The sequence below is a fragment of the Embleya sp. AB8 genome, from assembly GCF_049739465.1.
In the GTDB taxonomy this organism is placed as follows: Bacteria; Actinomycetota; Actinomycetes; order Streptomycetales; family Streptomycetaceae; genus Embleya.
The window spans coordinates 11,856-33,081 of record NZ_JBMHHY010000008.1 but is presented as its reverse complement, the minus strand read 5'-3'; the positions used below and the strand labels follow the sequence as shown (position 1 = coordinate 33,081).

18 protein-coding genes are annotated in these 21,226 nt (G+C 71.6%); 13 read left to right on the top strand and 5 right to left on the bottom strand.

Going from position 1 to position 21,226, the window contains the following annotated elements; all coding sequences use genetic code 11:
- The first annotated feature begins 409 nt into the window (after window positions 1-409).
- The 3 genes from ABIA38_RS13185 to ABIA38_RS13175 all read left to right on the top strand — a co-directional run bounded on the left by ABIA38_RS13185 (window position 410) and on the right by ABIA38_RS13175 (window position 6,035).
- Window positions 410-3,490 carry an amidohydrolase family protein gene (locus ABIA38_RS13185; RefSeq protein ID WP_424638760.1) on the top strand — a complete coding sequence of 1,027 codons (3,081 nt, stop codon included), beginning with the start codon at window positions 410-412 and terminating at the stop codon, window positions 3,488-3,490.
- A gap of 70 nt (window positions 3,491-3,560) precedes the next feature.
- Window positions 3,561-4,787, top strand: a complete 1,227-nt coding sequence (locus ABIA38_RS13180; RefSeq protein ID WP_424638759.1) for a cytochrome P450 — start codon at window positions 3,561-3,563, stop codon at window positions 4,785-4,787.
- A 12-nt stretch (window positions 4,788-4,799) separates the two neighbouring features.
- The gene (locus tag ABIA38_RS13175; RefSeq protein ID WP_424638758.1) at window positions 4,800-6,035 is read left to right on the top strand and encodes an MFS transporter; all 1,236 of its coding nucleotides are present in this window, start codon (window positions 4,800-4,802) and stop codon (window positions 6,033-6,035) included.
- A gap of 91 nt (window positions 6,036-6,126) precedes the next feature.
- Here ABIA38_RS13175 and ABIA38_RS13170 read toward each other — a convergent pair whose 3' ends face one another.
- On the bottom strand, window positions 6,127-6,924 hold the full coding sequence (locus ABIA38_RS13170) for a hypothetical protein (protein WP_424638757.1): 798 nt from the start codon (window positions 6,922-6,924) through the stop codon (window positions 6,127-6,129).
- 248 nt (window positions 6,925-7,172) lie between these two features.
- On the opposite strand from ABIA38_RS13170, the gene ABIA38_RS13165 reads away from it, so the two are divergent.
- The gene (locus ABIA38_RS13165; protein ID WP_424638756.1) at window positions 7,173-8,153 is read left to right on the top strand and encodes a helix-turn-helix domain-containing protein; all 981 of its coding nucleotides are present in this window, start codon (window positions 7,173-7,175) and stop codon (window positions 8,151-8,153) included.
- Here ABIA38_RS13165 and ABIA38_RS13160 read toward each other — a convergent pair.
- Complete coding sequence (locus ABIA38_RS13160) at window positions 8,148-9,323, bottom strand: MFS transporter (RefSeq protein WP_424638755.1); 1,176 nt, start codon at window positions 9,321-9,323, stop codon at window positions 8,148-8,150. The genes ABIA38_RS13165 and ABIA38_RS13160 overlap by 6 nt on opposite strands.
- 84 nt (window positions 9,324-9,407) lie before the next feature.
- Here ABIA38_RS13160 and ABIA38_RS13155 point away from each other — a divergent pair, with 84 nt between their 5' ends.
- Complete coding sequence (locus tag ABIA38_RS13155) at window positions 9,408-9,734, top strand: ArsR/SmtB family transcription factor (RefSeq protein ID WP_424638754.1); 327 nt, start codon at window positions 9,408-9,410, stop codon at window positions 9,732-9,734.
- On the opposite strand, the gene ABIA38_RS13150 is transcribed toward ABIA38_RS13155, so the two are convergent.
- From ABIA38_RS13150 to ABIA38_RS13140, 3 genes are all read right to left on the bottom strand, one after another.
- The gene (locus tag ABIA38_RS13150; protein ID WP_424638753.1) at window positions 9,731-10,318 is read right to left on the bottom strand and encodes a hypothetical protein; all 588 of its coding nucleotides are present in this window, start codon (window positions 10,316-10,318) and stop codon (window positions 9,731-9,733) included. The two genes, ABIA38_RS13155 and ABIA38_RS13150, sit on opposite strands and share 4 nt — an antisense overlap.
- Window positions 10,319-10,759: 441 nt before the next feature.
- Window positions 10,760-12,223 (bottom strand): barstar family protein, encoded by a 1,464-nt coding sequence (locus tag ABIA38_RS13145; protein ID WP_424638752.1) that lies wholly within the window; start codon window positions 12,221-12,223, stop codon window positions 10,760-10,762.
- Window positions 12,224-12,307: 84 nt separating this feature from the next.
- Window positions 12,308-13,525: an IS110 family transposase gene (locus ABIA38_RS13140; protein ID WP_424638975.1), complete on the bottom strand. Its 1,218-nt coding sequence runs from the start codon at window positions 13,523-13,525 to the stop codon at window positions 12,308-12,310.
- A gap of 303 nt (window positions 13,526-13,828) precedes the next feature.
- Here ABIA38_RS13140 and ABIA38_RS13135 point away from each other — a divergent pair, with 303 nt between their 5' ends.
- The 8 genes from ABIA38_RS13135 to ABIA38_RS13100 all read left to right on the top strand — a co-directional run bounded on the left by ABIA38_RS13135 (window position 13,829) and on the right by ABIA38_RS13100 (window position 21,219).
- On the top strand, window positions 13,829-14,464 hold the full coding sequence (locus tag ABIA38_RS13135; RefSeq protein WP_424638751.1) for a TetR/AcrR family transcriptional regulator: 636 nt from the start codon (window positions 13,829-13,831) through the stop codon (window positions 14,462-14,464).
- The gene (locus ABIA38_RS13130; protein ID WP_424638750.1) at window positions 14,461-14,928 is read left to right on the top strand and encodes a Dabb family protein; all 468 of its coding nucleotides are present in this window, start codon (window positions 14,461-14,463) and stop codon (window positions 14,926-14,928) included. Before ABIA38_RS13135 ends, ABIA38_RS13130 begins: the two co-directional genes overlap by 4 nt.
- Before the next feature lie 189 nt (window positions 14,929-15,117).
- On the top strand, window positions 15,118-15,564 hold the full coding sequence (locus ABIA38_RS13125) for a nitroreductase family deazaflavin-dependent oxidoreductase (RefSeq protein ID WP_424638749.1): 447 nt from the start codon (window positions 15,118-15,120) through the stop codon (window positions 15,562-15,564).
- A 260-nt stretch (window positions 15,565-15,824) separates the two neighbouring features.
- The gene (locus ABIA38_RS13120) at window positions 15,825-15,971 is read left to right on the top strand and encodes a hypothetical protein (RefSeq protein ID WP_424638748.1); all 147 of its coding nucleotides are present in this window, start codon (window positions 15,825-15,827) and stop codon (window positions 15,969-15,971) included.
- Between the two features lie 148 nt (window positions 15,972-16,119).
- Entirely contained in the window at window positions 16,120-16,287 is a 168-nt protein-coding gene (locus ABIA38_RS13115) for a hypothetical protein (RefSeq protein WP_424638747.1), read from the top strand.
- Between the two features lie 95 nt (window positions 16,288-16,382).
- A complete protein-coding gene (locus ABIA38_RS13110; protein ID WP_424638746.1) occupies window positions 16,383-18,740 on the top strand; it encodes a DUF4135 domain-containing protein in 2,358 nt (785 codons plus the stop codon).
- Window positions 18,737-19,933: a hypothetical protein gene (locus ABIA38_RS13105; RefSeq protein ID WP_424638745.1), complete on the top strand. Its 1,197-nt coding sequence runs from the start codon at window positions 18,737-18,739 to the stop codon at window positions 19,931-19,933. Before ABIA38_RS13110 ends, ABIA38_RS13105 begins: the two co-directional genes overlap by 4 nt.
- The gene (locus ABIA38_RS13100; protein ID WP_424638744.1) at window positions 19,930-21,219 is read left to right on the top strand and encodes a JmjC domain-containing protein; all 1,290 of its coding nucleotides are present in this window, start codon (window positions 19,930-19,932) and stop codon (window positions 21,217-21,219) included. The genes ABIA38_RS13105 and ABIA38_RS13100 overlap by 4 nt, the downstream gene beginning before the upstream one ends.
- Window positions 21,220-21,226: the final 7 nt, after the last annotated feature.

Below are 21,226 nucleotides of genomic sequence, written 5' to 3'. Positions count from 1 at the left end.
TAGCGGGGACCGCACAACGCCCGATGACGGCAAAGTGCCGATCCGGCGAACTTCAGCCCGGCGACGGGCCGACGCTCACCGGCGGCGCCGCGCCCGGTGCGCCGCCCGCGAGTCGGGTGGCGCTGCGGAGTCACCGGGGCTCACTCGTTGTGGTGATTCGGCGCGCCGGGGCGTTCCGTGCCCGGGTGCCGACCGGGACGAGCCGATAGTTTTCCGCCGACCGCCCCGCCCACCGGTTCGGGCCGCCCACTCGTCGTGGACGATCGGGCCCGGCAGGCCCCTTGTCAGGAGGTGCGCCCTGCATACCGTCGGTCCCGCCCACCCCGCCGATCCCGACCGCTCGCTCGCCGGGCCGCTCGACCGGCCGCCGTCCCGGCGTCGATTCCTGCAGGGTGTCGGCGGCCTCGCCGTGGTCGGCCTGCTCGCCGGCGACGCCCTCGCGCTCGACGCGGGATCGCGCTCCGCGTCGCTCACCTTCACCGCCGCCACGAACGGGGCCGCGACCATGCACCCGGCCGCCGACGCGATGATCGCGGAGGTACAGGGCGTGTTGTGGTCGATTCCGCTGCGCGGGGGTCCGGCCCGCGCGCTGACCACGCCGGATCTGGAGCCGACTCGGCCGACGTTCTCTCCGGATGGGCGGCTGCTGGCGTTCTCCGCCTACCGCGACGGCGCGTTCCACGTGTGGACGATCCGGCCGGACGGCACCGGGCTGCGCCGGCTCACCGACGGTGCGTGGGACGACCGGGGTCCCGCGTGGTCCCCCGACGGCACCCGGCTCGCCTTCGCGTCCGAACGCGGCGGCGATCCGGTGACGGGGTGTCCGTACCGCATCTGGGTCCTGGACCTGCGTAGCGGTGCCCTGACCACGGTCGGCGGCTCGCCCGGGCCGGACGGGCCGGACGGGCCCGCGCAGGTGGGTGCCTGGGAGGACTTCGACCCGACCTGGGCCCCGCACGGCGAGCGCATCCTGTTCGTCCGCGCCGACACCTCCGGGCCCGCCCCCGACGCGCGCCGGGTCCTGTCGGTGCGCGCCGACGGCCTCGGCCCGGTGACCGTCGAGCACACCGACACCACCGCCGGCGTGCAGGTGATGACGCCGGCCGTGTCGCCCACGGGGCGGCTCGCCTACCTGCGCACGACCGGGACGGCGGGGCACGGTACCGAGGCCGGGTCGGGTGCCCTGATCGTGGACGGCGCACCGGTGGCGATCGACGGCGACGTGCTCCCGGTGCCGCCGCGCTGGGCCTCGGATCGCGAACTGCTGCTGAACGTGGACGGCCGGTTTCGGCTCGGCTCGCCGGACACCCCGACCGCGAGCCGGGAGATCCCGTTCCGCGCCACGCTCACCCTGGATCGCCCGCGCCGACGCGCCAAGCAGCACCGGTTCGACGAGGACCGGGTCCGGCCCGTGCGTGGGATCCATCTGCCCGCGCTGTCCCCCGACGGCTCCGAGGTGGCCTTCGCCGCGCTCAACTCCCTGTGGATCGTCCCGACTTCGGGCGGGGCCGGGCCACAGCGGGTGCGCTCGGTCCCGCCGACCCGCTATGTGCTGGCGCCGACCTGGACAAGCGACGGGCGGGCTCTGGTGTTCGCCGACGACCGGGACGGTCTGTTCGCGGTACGGCGGTTGGACCTGGCCTCGGGCGCGGAGACGGTACTGGCGACCGGCGGCCGGGTACATCCGGCGCTGTCCCCGGACGGTACGCGGCTGGCGACCCTGGACATGTCCGGCAATCTTGTGCTGACCGACCTGGCGCACGGCACCGAACACATCCTGGCCGCGCCGATGGGCGGCGGCGGACTGCCCGGGCGGCCGAGTTGGTCGCCGGACGGCCGCTACCTCGCGCTGTGCGACCGCAACCGGCTCAACCGGCGGTTCCGCGAGGGCTACAACCTGATCCGGGTCGTGGACACCTTCGACGCCCCGGCCGGCGACCCGACGAGCGCCGAACCGGTGGGCGCGGCAGGGCTGTTCGCGGTCGCGCCGCACACCTCGATCGCCGACCGCTACGACTCGGGTCCGGTCTGGTCCCCCGACGGGCGCACGATGGCCGTCGTCGTCGAGTCCGCGCTGTGCCTGCTGCCGGTACACCCCGACGGCAGCCCGGCCGGCGAACTGCGCGGGCTCGGCCCGGAGTCCGCCGACCACCCGTCCTGGGCCCGGGCCACCGGCGGGTTGTTGTACCTGTCCGCCGGGCGACTGCGCCTGCTCGACGCGCCCGGGACCGGTCCGGCCCGCACGGTGCCCGTGGCTCTGGACTACCGGCGGCCGACCCCGGTCGACGTCGTCGTACACGCCGGCCGGTGCTGGGACGGCACCGGCGAGACGGTCCGCGACGACGTCGACGTCCTGGTGCGCGGCGGGCGGATCACCGCGATCGAGCCGCACCGGACCCGCCGGGCCGGCGAGCGGCTCGTGGACGCCTCCGCACAGACCGTCGTGCCGGGCCTGTGGGACGCGCACACCCACCCCTGGCAGTACACCTACGGCGGCCGGCAGACCGGCATCCAACTCGCCTACGGCATCACCACGGCGGTCTCCCTCGGCGGCTTCGCGTACGAGCAGGCCCGGCTCAAGGACGCGCTCGCCGCCGGGGAGTTGCTCGGTCCGCGCCTGCTGACCACCGGCGAACTGCTCGACGGCGCCCGGGTGGCCTACAGCATGGGCCGCGCGCACCGCACCCGGGACGGCCTGGCCCGCTCCCTGGAGCGCGCCGCCGCGCTCGACTGGGACATGGTCAAGACCTACGTCCGGGCCCCGGCCTGGCTGATGGCCGAGGCCGCCCGCCACGCGCACGAGGAACTCGGCGTCCCGGCCGGAAGTCACCTGTGTTCGCCGGGAATCGAGCTGGGCCAGGATCTGACCACCCACCTCCAGGCCACCCAGCGCGTCGAGTTCGGCCGCGCGGTCTCCGCCGCCGGCCGGGCGTACCAGGACGTCGAGGAGATCTACACCGCGACGGACTTCGCGATGATCGCCACCCCGTTCACCGCGTCGGCCCTGCTCGGCCTCGATCCCGCGTTGGCCGAGGACGAACGGGTCACCGTGCTGATGCCGCCCTGGGACCGGGACCAGGTGCGGCAGCTCGCCGCACACCCGCCGAGCAGCGCGCAGACGACCGCCCTGGACACCGAAATGGCGATCTACCGGCGGGTGTTGCGCGGCGGCGGCCTGGTCGCGCTGGGCACCGACGCGCCGTTGGTGCCGATCGGCCTGCATCTGCATCTCGGCCTGCGGGCGTTGCACGGCGGCGGGCTGTCCGTCGCCGAGACGCTGCGCACCGCCACTGTGCTGCCCGCCCGGCTCTTCGGCGCCGACCGCGACCTGGGCACCCTGGAGCCGGGCAAACTGGCCGACCTCACCCTGGTGGCCGGCGATCCGTTCACCGACTTCGCCTCGATGATCCGCACGACGTCGGTGCTTCGCGGTGGGGTGCGCTGCGAACAACGCGACCTGATCGCGGCATTCGAGCCGGCGGCGCGGTGACCGGTCGGCGGGCGATCCCCGTAGAGTGATCCACACGATACGGTCCGTGTTCGAGGGACGGAGAACAGGCGTGGCTCTCACCGATCTGGCCGAGACGGAAGTACTGAGGATTCCCCAGGACTTCCCCCCGGGACCACTCTTCACGATTCCGCCGATCCTGGCCACCCTGCGCGACGACCGGCCGCTGTGTCCGGTCGTGATGCCCAGTGGCAACCGGTTGTGGCTGGTCACCCGCTACGCGGACGTGCGCTTGGTGATGCACGATCCCCGCTTCTCCCGGGATCTGGTCTTCGCCGGCGCACCCCGGATGGCCGGCGACGACCTCACCTCGGTCGAGGGCTCCCTGTTCAACATGGAAGGCGACGATCACGCCCACCTGCGAAGCGTGCTCGGCGCGTACTTCACCCGCCGTACGGCGGACGGGTGGCGCGTGACGACGGAGCGGCACGCGCACGACCTCGTGGATCGCCTGGAACGGGCCGGGCCGGCCGGGTCCGTCGACCTGGTCACCTCGTTCAGCGAACCGCTCGTGGCCCGGTTCGCCACCGAGCTGATGGGCATCGACAACGACGAACACGCCCGGGCGCAGGTGCAGATCCGCCGCCAGTTGGACCTGTCGGGCACTCCCGAGCAGATCCGGGCGGCGACCGCGGCCGTGGCGGCCCTGGCCGAGGAACTGGTGGACCGGGCCGACGGGCACACACCCGGCAGGTCCGGCGGGCCGGTGGGCACCCTCGCGCAAGCCGCTCGCGAGGGCACGATCAGCCGACGGGAGGCGGTCGGGACCACGGGCCTCCTGCTGATGAACGTGACCGATCCGCTGGTCCCGCCGCTCACCGTGGGCACCATGACACTGCTCCTGCACGACGACCAACTCGCCGCGTGCCGGCGGGATCCGCGATTGTGGCCGGAGGCCGCCCGCGAGGTGCTGCGCTACCACAACAACGGCATCACCAACTTCCCGCGCGTGGCCCTGGAGGACATCGACCTGCACGGGATCCGGGTGAGCAAGGGCGAGGGGGTGATCACCTCCACGCTCGCCGCCGCGCACGACCCGCGCGAGTTCGCCGATCCCGGCGTGTTCGACCTGCGCCGGACCGAGAAGGGCTCGGTCTTCTTCGGCGCCGGCACACACTTCTGCCTGGGCTCGGTACTGGCCCAGGTGGTCGTCGCGACGGCCTACGCGGTGCTCTTCGCCCGCCTTCCGGGCCTGCGCCTGGCCGTTGCACCACACACCGTCGAGAAGGCGGACGACAGCTTCTTCGCATGCCCGGCGACGTTGCCGGTCACCTGGTGAGGAGTACGCGCAGTGGGTCCTGAGGAACAGGGGCGCCGGCCGACGGCTTCGCGGGCGCCGTCGGCGGCGGGCGAGGGGATCCTCACCCGCGGCACGCTGGTGCTGATGGCCATCGCCACCGGCCTGTCCGCGGGCGCGAACTACTTCGCCCAGCCGCTCCTGGATGTGATGGCCGAACGGTTCGGCATGGGCTCCGGCACGGCGGCCTTCGTGGTGGCGGTCAGCCAGATCGGCTACGTATGCGGCCTGGTGCTCCTGGTCCCGCTCGGCGACCTGGTCGAGCGGCGCCGGCTCACCGTGACCCTGTGCGCGGCCACCGCCGTCGGCCTGGCCGGCACCGCCCTCGCGCCGAACACCGCACTGTTGTTCGTCGGGCTGATCCTGACCGGGGTGTGCTCGGTCGGCGCGCAGGTGATGGTGCCGTTCGCGGCGACCATGGCGGCCCCCCGGATGCGCGGCCGGGCCGTGGGGACGGTGATGACCGGGCTGCTCCTGGGCATCCTGCTGGCCAGGACCGCCGCCGGCGGGCTGTCCGCGCTCGGCGGCTGGCGCACGGTCTACTGGGTGAACGCCGTGTTGATGGCGACGATGGCGGTACTGCTGCGCCGCACGCTGCCGCGCTTCCCGGCGGTCGACCCCGCGCCGTACCGCTCCGCGTTCCGCACCATGGCCCGCCTGTGGCGCCGGCACCCGGTGTTGCGGTGGCGGACCCTGATCGGGGCGTCGAGCTTCGCGGCGTTCACCGTGTTGTGGGTCTCGCTGACCTTCCTGCTGTCCGGACCGCCCTACGGCTGGTCGCCGCCGGCCATCGGCCTGATCGGACTCGCGGGCGCCGCCGGGGCGTTGGCGGCATCACTGGCCGGCCGCCTGGCCGACCGCGGCCGGGCCCGCACCGTCACCGAGGCCGGCGCCGTCCTGCTCCTGCTGTCCTGGGCCCCGCTGGCCGCCGGGAAACACGGCCTCGTCCCGCTCCTCGCGGGCGTCCTGCTCCTGGATCTGGCCGTCCAGGCCGTGCACATCAGCAACCAGAACGTGGTGTACGCCCTCGACCCGAGCGCCCGCAGTCGACTCAACTCCCTCTACATGACCACCTACTTCCTCGGCGGCGTGACCGGATCCGCGCTCACCTCCGTGGTCTGGAGTCACGCCGGCTGGACCGCGGCCTGCGTACTGGGCGCCGCCTTCAGCACGATCACCGCCCTGTCCTGCGCCGGCGAACACCACGCCCGACGCAACGCACGGGCGTGACGGGCAGCTTCGCCCACGGGCGGTCGACCCCGGCAGGAGGGAGGCACGATGGTGCCGCGATCCTGCCGGGGTCGCGAAGCGGGTGCGGGGATCATGCCACCTTGGTGATGTTCTCGGTCTGGTAGTCGCCGCAGTAGTTGGTCTGATAGACGGCCGTGACGACCCAACCGCCGGGGATCGGCGAGTTGCCGCAGACGTGCATGCCGTTGCTCAGGGCGTTGGTGATGGTCTCGCCGAGATACCCGCCGCAGCTGTTCGTCACGTAGACGGAAGTGACCACCCAGCCGCCCGGGATCGGCGAATTGCCGCAAATCCGAATGCTGGAACCGCTGTTCGCCGAGTTGGTGAGGGTCTCACCGAGGTACCCGCCACAGCTGTTGTTCGGGTAGGCGGAGGTCACCACCCAACCGGCCGGCACGGGCGTGTTGCCGCAGACCCGGATCCCGTTGCTCAGGGCATTGGTGATCGACTCGCCCAGGTAGTCGCCACAGGTGGCCGTCACATAGGCGGAGGCCACCACCCAGCCGTCCGGGATCGGTGAATTGCCGCAAATACGGATGGTGGACCCGCTGTTGGTCGAGTTGGTGAGGGTCTCGCCGAGAAACCCGCCACAGCTGTTGGTCTGGTAGACCGAGGTGATCACCCAGCCGCCGGGGATCGGCGAATTGCCGCAAATACGTACCCCGTTGTACGGCAGGTCGATCGTCTCGACGAGATAGCCACCACAGCTGTTGCTGGTACCGGCCGAGGTGATCACCATCCCCGGGGGTACCGGCGTGTTGCCGCAGATCGTGGTCGCCTGTGCCGAACCGGCGAACAGCACGAGGCCGCTGCCGACCAGGGCCAGCGCGGTGAGCAGCCGGGCCAGCCACATTCCTGTTTGTTTCACGTGCTCTCCAGATTGTCCGAGTCGGTGTCGTCCGGGTCGGTGTGTGGTCCGTACCGGCGGCGTCCGTCCGGGGTTTCGGACGTGCCCGGCGGCACCCCGGCGCGGCAACCACAGTGCGGGCGTCGAGGAGCGGAACCAACAGCGACTCTCTTCGGACAATGAATCCCGGAAAACCGGCCAACGCGGGTCAACCGCCTTTCCCGACGCGGACAATCAATTCCGGAGCCGCTACCAGGGGAGAAGACGAGATGGGCCGCAAACAACGCACCCTGAACCCGACCGCAGGCCCGGTGGCCGAGTTCGCTCTGCAACTGCGGGGATTGCGCGAGCGCGCGGGAAACCCCACCTTCGCCACGATGAGCAGACGGGCGCATCGATCGACCTCGGCGCTGTCCGAGGCGGCCGGCGGGGTGGAATTCCCGACCTGGGCCACGGTGGAGGCGTTCGTCCAGGCGTGCGGCGAGACGAACACCGCGTGTTGGCTCGAACACTGGGAGCGGGCTCGCGAGGCGCTGAAGGAGACGGCGGGTGCGGGGCCGGGGGCCAGCGGTGTGCCCGACGTCGGGCCCGGGGTGGGCGAACTCCTCGGCGCGGCGCCGCTCTTACCCGCCTCGGCCGGCGCCGCGGCGACGGCCTCGCCCGAGCCCTCGCCCGCGCGCCGGCGACGGCTGTTGTCGACGCGCGGCATCCGGACCGCGGCGACCCTGGCCGTCGGCATCGCCACCGGGCTGGTGACCGGGGTGAACCTCCCGCGCGCGCACGACGCCTCGGCCGCGCCCGCGGCGTCGCCCAAGGCGATGCCGACGGTGGTGATCGTCCCGATGTCCACGCCGCCGCCCTGGCCGGCCACCGGGTCGGGCTGCGCGACCCGGACCCGGTGGGTGTACCAGTTCGACCACGCCTACCAGGGCCAGGTGTACGTCCTCCTCGCCACGCCCGGCGCGGAGCCTCGGCCGACCGAGGCCACCATCACGTGGGGCGCCTGGCAGTGGCACCAGACGGTGAATGTCGCGCCGGGCGATCCCACCCAGAGCAGTGGCGGAGCACTCCTGTTGTTCAACAAACTCGACACCAACATCCGCAACCCGCTGATCACCATCGACACGACGGCCCCGACCTGCGTGGCGTTCGGCACGGCCGGCGGTACCTCCGTCGCACCGCAGACCACGATCGACGCCAACCAGGGGTGGGTGGGCATCACCCCGTCCCCGGCACCGGACGGTTCATAGCCGGACCTCGGCGGCAACCTCCTTCTCCGGCACGGGGTGTGCGCTTCGGCCGGTGCGGGGCGCGGCGATCAGGAGCGCGAGGGCGGTGACCGCGGCGCCGGGAAGGCCGAGCCAGAGCGGTGACATCCACTGCTGGGCGAGTCCGCCGAGGGCGCCGCCGGCGGCCACGCCGAGGTAGCGCGCGGAGGAGTTCAGCCCCAGCAACACCGGCGTGGCGGCGGGCGCGTGGGCGACCAGCCGGTGCTGCTGCGGCACCACCGGCAGGCCCACGCACACCCCCCAGAGCGCCGCCCAGACCAGCGCGGTGGGCAGGGTCTCCACCGCCGCGCGACCGACCGCGAGCACCGGGACGGCGGCGGCGAGGCCGGCGACCAGAACCCGCTCGGGCGGGTGACGGTCGGAGAGGTGTCCGGCGAGGAGATTGCCGCTCAGTACGCCGAGCCCGTATCCGAACAGGGCCACGGTCAGGACACCCTCGGAGTCGTCGGTCGCCTTCACGAGGGCGGCGCCGATGTAGGTGTAGAGCAGGTACGTCCCGGCCATGGCCAGCATGCTCACCACGAGCACCCGCTGGACCAGCCGTTCCCGGAGCGGCGCGAGGCGGGCGCGCAACGGGATGGCGGGCAGGGTGATCCGAGGGATGCCCGCCGCGACGCCCAGCGCCGCGACCAATCCGAGTGCGGCGACGGCCCACAGGGTCACGTGCCAGTCGCCGCGGCCGATCAGGGTGCCGAGCGGCAGGCCGACGGCGGTCGAGAGGGTAAGCCCGCCGAGCACGAACGCCAGTGCCCGGCCCCGCCGTTCGGGTGGCGCGACGGCCGCTGCGGCACTGGACGCGGTGGAGGTGATGATGCCGGCGCCGACGGCGGTGAGGACGCGGGCGGCCAGGACCGCACCGTACTGCGTGGCCGGCGCGGTCGCGGCGTTGCCGACGACGAACACGCCCAGGGCCCAGAGCAGGGCGGTACGCCGGTCCAGGGCACTGGTCGCCCAGCCGAGCAGGGGCGCCGCAACGGCGAAGGTCAGCGCGAACGCGGTCACCAGCTGACCGGCGCGGGCGACGCTGACGTCGAGGTCGTCGGCGATGGACGGAAGCAGCCCGGCGAGCACGAAGCCGTCGGTGCCGACGGCGAACGTGGCAAGCGCAAGAGGGAGCAATCGTTTGTACATGGCTCGATCATATGGACACATGTCCATGCGTCAATATGTGGGCTAGACTGACCCCGACAGCCGAACCCAGGAGGCAGGGACCAGATGCGGGAGCTGACACAACCGTCCAGGGACGAGATCACGTTCGTCGAAGTGCTCCACGCGCTGGCCGACCCGGCCCGCCTACAGATCGTCGCCCACCTGGCCGACGGGCGCCGGGAAAGCTGCTCCGGCATCAACGAGGGCATGGATGTCCACCAGACGACCATGTCCCACCACTACCGGGTACTCCGCGAAGCCGGCCTCACCTGGACCACCATCGAAGGCCGCTCCCGCTACGTGACGCTGCGCCGGGCGGACCTGGACGCCCGCTTCCCGGGCTTCCTGGCCGGCGTCCTCACCCAACTGCCGGAGCCGGCACGGCCTTCCTAACGCACGATCGGAGCATTGGGGATGGTCGGCACGTCGGTCGGCCGGGGCAGATTCGGGCAGTACCTCGTCCTGGGATCCGGCGGCGGGGTCATCAGGCACACCGGAATCACACTGAACGTGGGCCTGGGCGCGTACGACTTGGCCGCCTCGACGGCCGGGCCGATCCCGCGCTCAGCCAAATAGCCCGCACAACTCGTGCTGCGCAGAGCCAGGCAAACGTCGTCGATCCGCTTCACCGCAGGATCGGCGGCCGGATCCCGCCCGGCGGCCTGCGCCGCGTGGGCCCGCGCGATCGCGGCATTCAACTCCGCCTGGGTAGGCACGAACGGCGCACTCGTCGTCGCGGCGACCACGGGTGCGGACGCGACAACCTCGTCCTCCGCCGGCCGCGCCGGTGGCGGCTCGACACTCGCCGACGCCACCGAACTCGCGGCAACCGTCGGCGAATCCGAGGCAGCCGGCGACGCGGACCGCCGCTCGGAAGTCGCCCGCGAACACCCGATCAGCCCCACGGCAGTCACCACCACGACCACCATCACCGCACGCCGCACCGAACCCGCCCCCACCTCGTCCGAAACCCGCATCCTGCCAGATTCGGCACCGACAACCCCGCCACCGAGCGGATCGCCCTGTCGGCATGGCCCGCAGAGCACGGCGACACGCCGGGACGCCACCAACTCAACGAGCTCGACCTGCACTTCAGGTCCCGCCGAGGCCGCCGGCCGTGTCGCCCGAGCCAGCCGTACCGGCTTGACAGACATCCCATGAGCTGAAGAGTCAACCGGCGAGTGCGTGAGCCCGGTTGCCACGCAGTCCTCTGGTCCAGCGGAGGCCGCTCCACAACCCGACAGCAGGGTCACGCAAGCACGGTCAGAGCCGCTTTCAAGAGTGCCATCACGGGCTGATGTCTGCCGTCCATGGCCCGGTGGCACCCAGCGGCCAACTGTCGGCCTCGCCATGCCTGCACGCGGCGCCCGAAGGAGAGGGCGTGACTCTCCAAGTCGAGGGTCGCAAGCGACCAGCCGTCACCGCAGGACTACGCAGATGCCCCGTCTCTCGAAGATTTCCGCGATGAGGTCGAACAGCGATGCCTCGCCATCGCGGGTGGGCACACGCTCCGTCAACCGCGCCCTGGCCTCGTCCGAGGACTCCCACTGCAAGGTGAATGGCGGGGCTGCGCCCCACCTGCCCGTCAGGCAGTCGTCCAGAGCGTCCAGGTTCCAGCCGAAGTATCCGCCGGGCCCGTTGATGGCTTCACCCATCGCGCAGTAGAAGCTGTCCTCGTCAACGACGTGCCGACCGTTCAGCGTGAACATCTGGCCGGCGGCAACGTCGGGCTTCCCCTGTCGTCGGTACTGATGGGACCACAGCGCCACCGACAGCCACGCTCGCTTGCCCTCAGGGTCCAGCTCGTGCCACATGCCGGTTCGATTCATGCGACCCGCACGGACCAGGTCCCATATGCCGTCCGCCCCCGGCAGGGCGTTCTCGCACCACAGCGTCACCGTGAGGTCGATGAGGCCGGCTCCGTGCGCGGAGGGCTGAACATCGACGACGGTGACCCCGCCGACGAAGTAGGAACCCATAGTGGCGCCGTCGGCACCGAGGATTTCGAACCAGGCGTTCCCCGCCATGGCGCGACGAGTGCCGACAAGATCAACGCTCTTCAGCAGACCACCCTGCGGGAAGCAACCCGCGAGGTGCACTCGCCGCGTTCCCTCGTCCGCTGGCAGCGGTGTGAACAACCCATCAGCCCCCTGGGCAAAGCCCCAGAAGTCGGCGTCGTCCTCGTCCGAGGTCAGAGCGTACTTCCGCCCCTGGTTATCCTGACCTACTGTTCGCATCGCACTCCCCATAAGAGCGCCGATCCTATCGGCGCCCCGCAACCTGCCCGATTGATGCCGACCATCCGCTTCAACGAGAGCGCGCGGGCACGGCGGGATCGGCGGTCCGGGACGGTCCGCCACCTTGGCTGTTGTCAGCCTGCTGCCAAGCGTGATCTTCCATTGAGGGCGCTGACCGCGGCGGAGGTCGTCCGGCTGAGCCGCTCCGCTGCCGCGCGGAGCGCGGTCCCAAGCATGGAAGGCGTCAGGATGCCCGTCCGAGATCAAGTCAACGTAGTACTCGTCGCCCACAGCCAGAAGAAAGGCGAGTTCGGGACCGGTTTGCGCGGCCGTCAGGCCCTGCCAGACCCTGCCCGCTACCTCACCGGGCGTCTTGGTGCCGGCCGCCGGCTGGCCTGCCAGGTAGTGGAGAAGGCAGCGTTCGGCGGTCTCCTCGTCGGGGATGGCAGTGCCGAGCTCGCCCACGGCCTGCCGGAACAGTCCTTCGATCTCAGCGGTGTCGTCGCGTCGATTACGTCCCGCCAAGTCACACAGCGCGGGAGAATCCAAGCCGACGGCCAGCAACTGAGCCGCCTCCATCGGCAGATCCTCGGGCGGGACAAGACCGACGACGTACTGCCACGCAATTGCGAACACCTGATCCATGCCCGACATCCTGCCGAATCCCTGGTGCCTGCAACGAGCGATTTCAGCGCCGGCGTTGGTCGCGGTCTGAGCTGAGCTGGAGCGTCAAGCGGCGAGCACGTGGGATCGTTGGGACCACGCGGTCGCCTCGTCGTATGGTGTGCCGGTTTTGAGGCAGCCGTACAGGATGCCGACGAGCCGGTTGGCGAGCTGGCGCAGGGCGGCATTGAACTCGATGCCGCGGGCCCGTTGCTTCTCGTAGTAGGCCCTGGCGCCAGGGGAGACCCGCAGCGCGGAGAAGGCTTGGGCGATCAGGGCGTCGATGAGCCGGTCGTTGCGGACGTGCCGGGCGGTCACGACCTTCTTCTTGCCGGAGGCGCGGGTGATCGGGCTGGTGCCGGCGTAGTTCTTGCGGGCCTTGGCGCCGGCGTAGCGGTGGGGGTCGTCGCCGAATTCTGCGAGTACCCGGGCGCCGAGCATCGCACCGAGTCCGGGCTGGGAACGGATGATCTCGGCGTTCGGATGCCGGCCGAAGAAGTCCTCGACCTGCTCGTGCAGGAACTTGACCTGCTCGTTCAAGGTGACCAGCATCGCGATGAGCGCGCGCACAGAGACGGCGTAGGCCGCCGTCACAGCGGTGGGCTGGCCCAGGTGCTTGGCGCGCAGTACGGCTTGGATCTTGATGCTCTTGTCGGGGACGCCGCGTCGGCGGGCGCGCTTGAGGGCCGCACTGATTTGTGTGGTCGTCAGCTTTGCGGCGGCGACCGGATCGGCTGCCTTGGCCAGTAGTTCCAGGGTGTCGGGGGCGTCGAGGTCGTCGAACGCCTCCAGGGCGGCGGGGAAGTAGTCGAGCAGGGCGTGCCGCAGCCGCTGCGTGGTGCGGGTGCGTTCCCAGATCAGAGTCTTATGCGCGCGTGTCACCACCTTGACCGCTTCGGCGTCGGCGGTGTCCCCGGAGATCGGGCGGAGCTGATGGGAGTCGGTACGCACCATGTCAGCGAGCATGTGCGCGTCGGCCCCGTCGCTCTTGGCCCCCGACACCGCCAGGCGCTCCCGGTACCGGGATGCCTGCAGCGGATTGACCGCGTACACCGTGTAGCCGGCGGCGATCAGAGCCTGCACCCACGGGCCCCGATCGGTCTCGATCCCGATCACGACCTCGGCCCTGCTGTCCTCGCCGAGCTCCGCACCGATCATCGCGTGCAGCCGCTCGATGCCCGCGACGCCCTCCGGTAGCCGAGCCTTGGACAACCGACGGCCTGCGGCGTCCATCACCTCGACGTCGTGGTGGTCTTGGGCCCAGTCGTCCCCAACGAACAGCAACTCATCCTCCGTCATCAACCTCGATCGGCAGTAGCCCGCAGGAGAACCATCAGCGACCTAATAAGGCTGTGCTCACGCCGCAACCGGGCGGGCACGACATCCCATCAGCGATTTCGCTCCTGGCCGACCAGCAGGGGCACGATCTGTCAACAGGACTCGGAGTCCAGGGAAGAAAGAGTGCTCACCTGCCGGCGGCTACCAGGCACCGAGTCTGCCGGATGGAGCCTCGGTGGGTCTTATTAGGTTCGGAAGCACGCAGAACACTAACGACGTTAGATGTCCTAACATCGTTAGGGGTTTGTGGTGGGGAAGCGGGAAGAGGTCCGTCAGCGGACGTTCGCCGAGATCCTGGAGACAGCGGGCCGGATGGCCGAGGCCGAGGGCTGGCGAGCGGTGACCATCCGGCGGATCGCCGCCGAGATCGGCTACAGCGCACCGGTGATCTACCAGCACTTCCCGAGCAAAGAGGCCGTACTGCACACGCTGCTGGAACGGGTCAACGGCGAGTTGGCGGAGCAGATGCGGGCCGCGGTGGCCGGCGAGCCGGCGGCACGGGGTCCGCACCTGGCGGCGGTCGCGTACCTGGAGTTCGCCCGGTCGCGGCCCGGCCTGTACCAGCTCATGTCCGGCGCACCCGGCACGGACGTCGACGCCTCCACCCGCCGCGCCGCCGCCGCCGACGTGATCGCCTTCACCAGGCAACTCATCGGCGCATGGGCGGTCGAGACCGCTGCCGAGCCGGCCAGTATCGAGGACGCCTGCGACCTGCTGTGGGGCACGCTGCACGGCCTCGCGTGCATCGGGTCGGTCGAGGACATCGGCTTCGACCGCGCCCTGCGCCTGGCCGACCAGGCGGTCACGGCACTGCTCGGCTACTGGTCGGCCTCGACCGCAAACCCCGAAGGCCGCGGCCCGCAGACCGTCAAGGGAGAGAAATGATCTATCACCACAACCGCTTCACCTTCAAGACGACTGCCACCGCCCAACAGCGCGAGGAGGCCCTGGCCAGTCTGCGCAACCAGGGCGAGTCGATCGACGCGGTCGCACGGTACGTCGTCGGCAGAGACATCGGCGGCGAGTTCGAGTACGGCGCCGTCTTCGTCCTCGAGGACCTCGACGGCTACTGGGAGTACCTGATGGCACCCTCGCACGCGCACACCGACCGGATCGGTCTGCCGCTGGTGGAGTCCTTCGTCTCCTACGACACCACCGACGCAGACGACCCCGACATCGCCCGGAAGATCGCCGACCTACACGCGCGACGCTACGCCGCCGACCCGGCCCTCACCCAGCTGGTAGCCGACCTCCCCTCCTACACCGGCAGCAGCGCGCCGACCCCCACCAACCCCGGCAGCGCACACCAGCCCGCCGGGGCACCGAAACCCGCCCACGGCTCCGACTGACCCAGGGGACGGCGGCAACTCCGCCCGGCGGCGAGGGCCCGTCGAGTACGGCCGGGGGGCGTAATCGATGGATTCCGCCCCTTGGGGCGGATCCGCTCGACACGCACCCCCACCCGGCGGAAACGGTCACTTGCCATGCAACGGTTGGACTGCGCAGCATGATTCGCAAACGACGACGGGGTGGCCACCATGCCTCTCGAGGGCGAGTACGTGCCGAGTCCGGCTCCGTGGATCCGCGAACAGGTCGAGCTATACGAGGGTTCGAACGGCACGCGGGGGACGACGCTGTGGGACACGGGCCTGCCCGTCGTCATTCTCACCACGCGCGGTGCGCGGACCGGCAAGCTTCGCAAGATCCCGCTGATGCGCGTCGAGCACGACGGACGGTATGCGGCCGTGGCCTCGAAGGGCGGCTTCCCCCGTCATCCGGACTGGTACTTCAATGTCAGGTCCCACCCGCACGTGGAACTCCGGGACGGCGCCGTATGCCGGGACATGACGGCCCGTGAGGTCACCGGCGACGAGAGGGCCCAGTGGTGGAAGCGCGCGGTCGCCGCGTATCCGACATACACGGAATACCAGCAGGAGACCGACCGGGTGATCCCCGTCTTCGTACTGGACCCGTGTGCGTGGTAGGTCCGGACGATCCCACGAGGGCGTTCGCCGTTCCGCCCGGCGGGCAGGCGGGTCCCGGGCCTCGGTCGTCGGTCGATGCCCGGGTGACCGAAGTCGGCATATCGGTACGGAAGTTCTGTTGACGGTGCGGTTCGGCTGGGTCAGACTGACTGGCGGTCGCGGCACCCGCGACCAAGGGATATGCAGCGAAACCGCACCACGCCCGGTCATCGGAGATCGTGGTGACCTGTGGCGCCACCCCTGGGTCAGGAGGACTCTCCATGGAAGCTCCTACCGTACAAGCGCAGCAGGGCGACACCCCCATCACCGACGAGGCGTTCGACCTCGTGATCGGTGAGCTGGAGCAGGATGCTCCGGAAGGCATGCGGGACGCGACCAGCTGTCACCGCGTCTACTGCATCCTGTAGTAGTAGGCGTAGTAGTAGGCGTAGTAGTAAGCGTTTCCGACGCCTTCCCCCTTCCCTAGGAACAGCGCCCTCCGAGCGATGTCGCGGTGCCACCGAATCCGGCGGCACCCGACTTCTGCTGTGGCACTTCTACCGTCAGGGGATATCGATGGAAACTTCGGTCATGCAGGCGCAGCAGGGCGACACCCTCACCGCGGACGAGGAGTTCGACCTGGTGATCGGTGACCTGGAGCAGGACGTTCCGGACCACCGGCAGACCAGAATGGACAGCTTCCCGCACTCCTCGTCCTGTGCGGGCGTCTACTGCTGCTTCTAGTGCTTCCAGGTACGGCGCAGACCACAACCCCGCGCGGCGCCGGCCGAACCGGCCGCGCCGCGCGGGCGTACCTCGACCGCCTGGCTAGGGGCTGAATGGAACTGCGCGATCCCGGCGGCGCCACCGGTGCGCCCGAACTCCCGCCCACCACACGGCGGTTGATCACCGTCCTGGCCGAGGGCAGGGCGGGCCGGGCGTTCCCGCCCGTGGCCGGCCCCGGGCCGGACGGCACGCTCGCCGTCGAACGCCCGTTGGGCGGCCCGTCCGACGCGCGGGCCCTGGCGCATGCGCTGGCCGACGTCCGCTTCGCGCCGCTGCACGAGGTGTTGCGGCGGATCGACGCCTGGTCCGCGCGGATCGACGCCGACGCCCGGCGGTTCGATCCGCAGGTGCTGCGGCCGGAGAACGCGGACCTGTTCGGGCCGCTGCTCACCGAGGCCCTGGAGACCTGCGTGGCCGAAGTGCCCGAGCGCGCGGCCACCTTCATCGCCCAACGGGCCGAACAGTACCTGGATTTTCTGACCCTGTTCCTGGAGCGACTGGCCCGCGACCAGCCCGCCGACCGCCGGGTCACCGGCCTGTGGGCGAACGGCGAGGAGACGCACAACGGCGGCCAGCGGGTGTTGTGCGTCGAGTTCGCCGACGGCGCCCGGCTCGCGTACAAGCCGCGCCCGGCGACCGGCGAGATCCTGTTCCTGGCCACCGAGGGCTCGCTGTTCGCCCTGCTCAACACGCTGCCCCCGGTGTCCGGGGCGATCCGGCTGCCGACCATGCGCAGTTGGATGAGCAGTGGCCCGGACCGGGCGTGCTACTCCTGGCAGGAATGGATCGAACCGCCGAACGCGTGGGGCGTCCTGCGTACCGACGGCGAGCTGAGCCTGCGCGGCGCCGTCCTCGAACCCCGGGCGGCGGCCCGCTACTGGCACCACACCGGGTCGCTGGCCGCCGCCGCGTTCGCGTTCGGGATCGCCGACCTGATCGGCAGCAACGTACTGATCGGGCAGCGCCCCGGGGACGGCGAGCCGCTGCCGTTCCCGGTCGACCTGGAGGCCTACTTCGCCGATCTGGACCGCCTGTTCGAGACCGGGCTGCTGTTCGATCCCGCAGTCTCCGCGCACCACCACGCCGGCCTGGAGAACGTCGCGCGCTGGTGCGAGCTGGACGGCCCCGCCACCTGCTGGCGCCCACAGCCGGACGGCTCACTGCGACTGGAACGGCGAACCCTGTCCCTGACCCGGACCGAGACCCGCACCGTGGTCGGGGACACCGAGGGCCGCACCGGATACGGCCCCTACCTGACGGCGCTGCTGCGCGGCATGTTCGACGCGTGGACGCTGATGTGCCGAAACCGCGCCCGGATCGCCGAGTTCATCGCGGAGCGGGCCGCCGGGCACGTGGTGCGGGTGATCGCCCGCCCGACGGCCGACTACCCGGACGGCGGTGAAATCCCGTTCACCGACGGCGAGTTCGAGCAGCTCGCGCGCGGCGACGTCCCGTACTTCTTCCGCGCGGCCGACGGCGGCCCACTGTTGGCGATCCGCATGCCGCCCGGCCGCGAGCTGCGCACGTATACGACCGACGCCCCCGGGTGGGGGCCGGACAAACCCTGGCCGCCGGTCGCCGCCGTCCGCGAGGGCGGGAAGCTGGACCTCGCCAAGCTCGGCATCGCCCTGCGCGACGCGGTCGAGCACGTGCACGGCGACCTGGACCCGGAGCAGACCGACCTGCACGACCCCGAACACGGCGTACGGCTCGGGCTGCGCGGCCCGCGGGAGGGCGAGGTGTCCTTCGACTGGCCGGAGGCGGCCCGCCGGATCACCTATGTCTGGGACGAGGCGAAGCTGCGGCTGCGCATCGACTCCCTGACCGGCCCGGCCGAGCCGACTGGGCCGGCCGCCGCCGAGATCCGCGAACGGCTGCTGCGCCTGGGCCGGATCGACGCGTCGCTGCGCGCCCCCTGGGCCGCCGGGGGCTTCACCGACACCGAACTGGAAGCCAGGCTCGACCGGCTCACCGGCGCCGGGATCGACTGGCTGCGCGGCGTGGTCGCCGAGCACGGCTGGCCCGGCCACCGCCTGGTCGGTGCGGAAGCCGCCACGGCGGCAAGCGCGCTGCTCCAACACCACTCCGGCGACCTCGCGTTCCGGCGCGAGTGCCTGGCCCTGATCGAGGCCGCGGCCGAGCACGGCGACATGCCCCGGCGCGACGCCGCCTACCTCACCGACTCGCTGCGCCGAGCCGAGGGCCGCCCCCAGCTGTACGGCACGAAGTTCGAACGGGTCGCGGGCGGCGAACTGCGGCCGTGCCCGATCGAGGACGAGGACCGGGTGGACGAGCGCCGCGCGGCCGTCGGCCTCGGCCCGCTCGCCGACTACGCGGCCCTGCTGGCGCAGAAGTACCCGGCACCCGCGAACGACGAGGTACAGCCCGAGATCGAAGAGGTACAGGCGTGATCGCGACCGACTGGACCGAACCCCTCGCCCGCGCCTGGGGCAAGGAGCCCGCCCTGCTCCCGGCCGCCGCCCCGGCGGACCCGGCGCACGTCCACCGCACGATCGTCGCCGCCTGTGCGTCCTTCCGCGCCGGAACGGTGTTCCGAACCGTCCCGCAGGTCCGCTTCCACACCCCGCTCGGCTGGCTCGGCGCGCCGGGGCGGCTGCTGCCCGACGCCGGCGACCCGACGCCGGCCGCCTACCGGGCCCGGCTGCGCCGCGAGCCGCCCGGCAGCGGGCCGGACGCGGGATTCCTGCTGAGCGTGCGTCAACCCCTGCACACCGACTACCCGTTGTGGTCGGCGGTCCGCGACACCCTCACCGCAGTGTGGCGCCGGGTGGGCCTGCCGTGCCTGCCGGTGGAGGCCGAGCTGACCGAGGGGGACGACTTCACCCGCGTTCGGGGCCTGGCCGTCGCCTCCGAGCACGCGGTGCTGACCTGGGTCCTGGCCGGCGCCCTGGAGGCCGAACTGCACGCGGCGGACGGCGAACCGCGCGTGTTGCGGGCCGCCGCCGGCGAACTGCTGTACTGGCCGGAGGGTTCCCGCTGGCGCGAACACCACCTCGACGGCTGCACGATGTTGCGGATCTCCGTCCCCCGCGCGCAGCGCCTGGCCACCGGCGCGGTCAAGAACCTGCTGGCCGAGGACGTGCGGGACCGCCTGGAGTACGACGGCGCGGTGCCCTACCTGCCCTACCCCCCGCCCACCGACGGGCCGGCCGCGCCGGCCGCCCCCATGCTCGCCGTCGGCGCGGCGGCCCGCGCGGCGGCCGGGGGCGCGGCGCTGCCCGCCGCGCTGCGCACCCGATGGGCGGCCTGGTGCTCCTCGGCCGGCCTCGAACCCGCACCCGAGCCGCGCGCCGACGTCCCGCTCGCCCCCGGGCAGCGGCTGCGGGTGGTGCGCACGATCGTCCGGCTGCCGGACGGGCCCGGCCGGCGGATCTGGGCGGTCAATGGGCACGCCTTCCCGATCGGCGGAGCAGCCGGGGAGCGGATCGCCCGGCAGCTGTGGCCCGGCCGCGAACTCACGGTCGGCGAGCTGTGCCGGGCGGCGGGCGCCGACGAGGACAACGCCGTGGTGACCGCGCTGCTGCGCAAGCTCTACCGGCTGCGCGGGATCGACCTGATCGACGCCGAGCGGACGGACGGATGACCACAACACCCGTGAGCGACCTGGCCATCGTGCAAAGCCCCCTCGACTGGGACGAGTTCACCGCGCGCTACTGGGACCGGCGCCCGGTGCTGATCAAGGCCGTCCGCCCGGCGCCCTTCGAACTGCGCGAGGTCTTCGCCACCACCACGCTCGCCACCCGGCCGCCCGGTTCGTATCTGATGCCGCCGAACGCCCAGTTCGCCGTCGGACGTTTCCAACAATCCGAGCCCGCGAACTGGTTCCCGCGCGCCGAGGACGGCACGTTCGACGGCTACCGGCGGCGGCTGGACGCCGAGTTGGCGGCGTTCGCGCAGGAGCGGCGGTACGCGCTGGTCGTACACGCCTTCCACGCCTTCCACGCCGGGCAGTGGGAGCGCCAGCGGGCGTTCTTCGAGCCGCTGTGGGAGCGCGTCGGGCTGCCGCTGTCGGGGGCGATCACCACGCTCTTCCACGGCAACTACGACCACACCCCGGTCGGCGTGCACAAGGACCGCTTCGCGACCTTCCTGTTCGCCCTCGAAGGCCGCAAGCGCATGCGGTTCTGGCGGGCGCGCCCGTGGACCGAGCCGGTGACCACCGTGCTGGACTACCAGCCCTACCTGGCCACCTCGTTCACCGCCGAGCCCGAGCCCGGCGACCTGCTGTATTGGCCCTCGGACTACTACCACGTCGGCGAGAGCATCGACGGCGGGGCCGCGACCAGCGTCAACGTCGGCGTGCCGCGCGAGGCGCACCGCGCGATCTACGACGTGGACGACCTGCTGCTGGGCAAGACCCCGGACACGATGGTCGACCCGGACGCCGGCCTGGTGCGGCTGCCCGCCGCCACCGCCCCGCTGTCGGTGCCCGAACCGCCCACGGACGGCGCGCTGCCCGCGCTGCCCGAAGCACTGGAGCAGACCCTGCGTGTCTTCCAGGAGTACCGCGACCCCGACCGGATGCGGGAGCAACTCGCCTCGCTCTCGCTCCGCAACTGGAGCGCGTCCGGCCTGTGTCCGGTCCCGCCGCCCGAAACGCCGAGGCCCCTGGACGACGACACGGCGGTACGCGCCCGCGCCCGGGTGCTGTACGAGCCGGTCGGCGAGGCGCTGCTGTGCGCCGCCAACGGACACGTGCTGCACACCGCCCTGACCCGGCGGCAGCTGGAACCACTGCTACGCCGACTCGCCGACCGGAAGCCGGTGTCGGTCGGCAAGTTACTGGCCGGCCTACCGCCCGCCACCCACGAGGAGGCCCGCCGCCTACTGGCGACGCTGGAGAGCTTCCGCGCCCTGACCCGCGACTAGCCGGGCG

Bases quoted from the DNA above. Each gene is read 5' to 3' on its own strand.
- ABIA38_RS13165 (WP_424638756.1), top strand. From the start codon at position 7,173: ATGGGCCGCAAACAACGCACCCTGAACCCGACCGCAGGCCCGGTGGCC.
- ABIA38_RS13160 (WP_424638755.1), bottom strand. From the start codon at position 9,323: ATGTACAAACGATTGCTCCCTCTTGCGCTTGCCACGTTCGCCGTCGGC.
- ABIA38_RS13155 (WP_424638754.1), top strand. From the start codon at position 9,408: ATGCGGGAGCTGACACAACCGTCCAGGGACGAGATCACGTTCGTCGAA.
- ABIA38_RS13150 (WP_424638753.1), bottom strand. From the start codon at position 10,318: ATGCGGGTTTCGGACGAGGTGGGGGCGGGTTCGGTGCGGCGTGCGGTG.
- ABIA38_RS13145 (WP_424638752.1), bottom strand. From the start codon at position 12,223: ATGGATCAGGTGTTCGCAATTGCGTGGCAGTACGTCGTCGGTCTTGTC.
- ABIA38_RS13130 (WP_424638750.1), top strand. From the start codon at position 14,461: ATGATCTATCACCACAACCGCTTCACCTTCAAGACGACTGCCACCGCC.
- ABIA38_RS13125 (WP_424638749.1), top strand. From the start codon at position 15,118: ATGCCTCTCGAGGGCGAGTACGTGCCGAGTCCGGCTCCGTGGATCCGC.
- ABIA38_RS13120 (WP_424638748.1), top strand. From the start codon at position 15,825: ATGGAAGCTCCTACCGTACAAGCGCAGCAGGGCGACACCCCCATCACC.
- ABIA38_RS13115 (WP_424638747.1), top strand. From the start codon at position 16,120: ATGGAAACTTCGGTCATGCAGGCGCAGCAGGGCGACACCCTCACCGCG.
- ABIA38_RS13110 (WP_424638746.1), top strand. From the start codon at position 16,383: ATGGAACTGCGCGATCCCGGCGGCGCCACCGGTGCGCCCGAACTCCCG.
- ABIA38_RS13100 (WP_424638744.1), top strand. From the start codon at position 19,930: ATGACCACAACACCCGTGAGCGACCTGGCCATCGTGCAAAGCCCCCTC.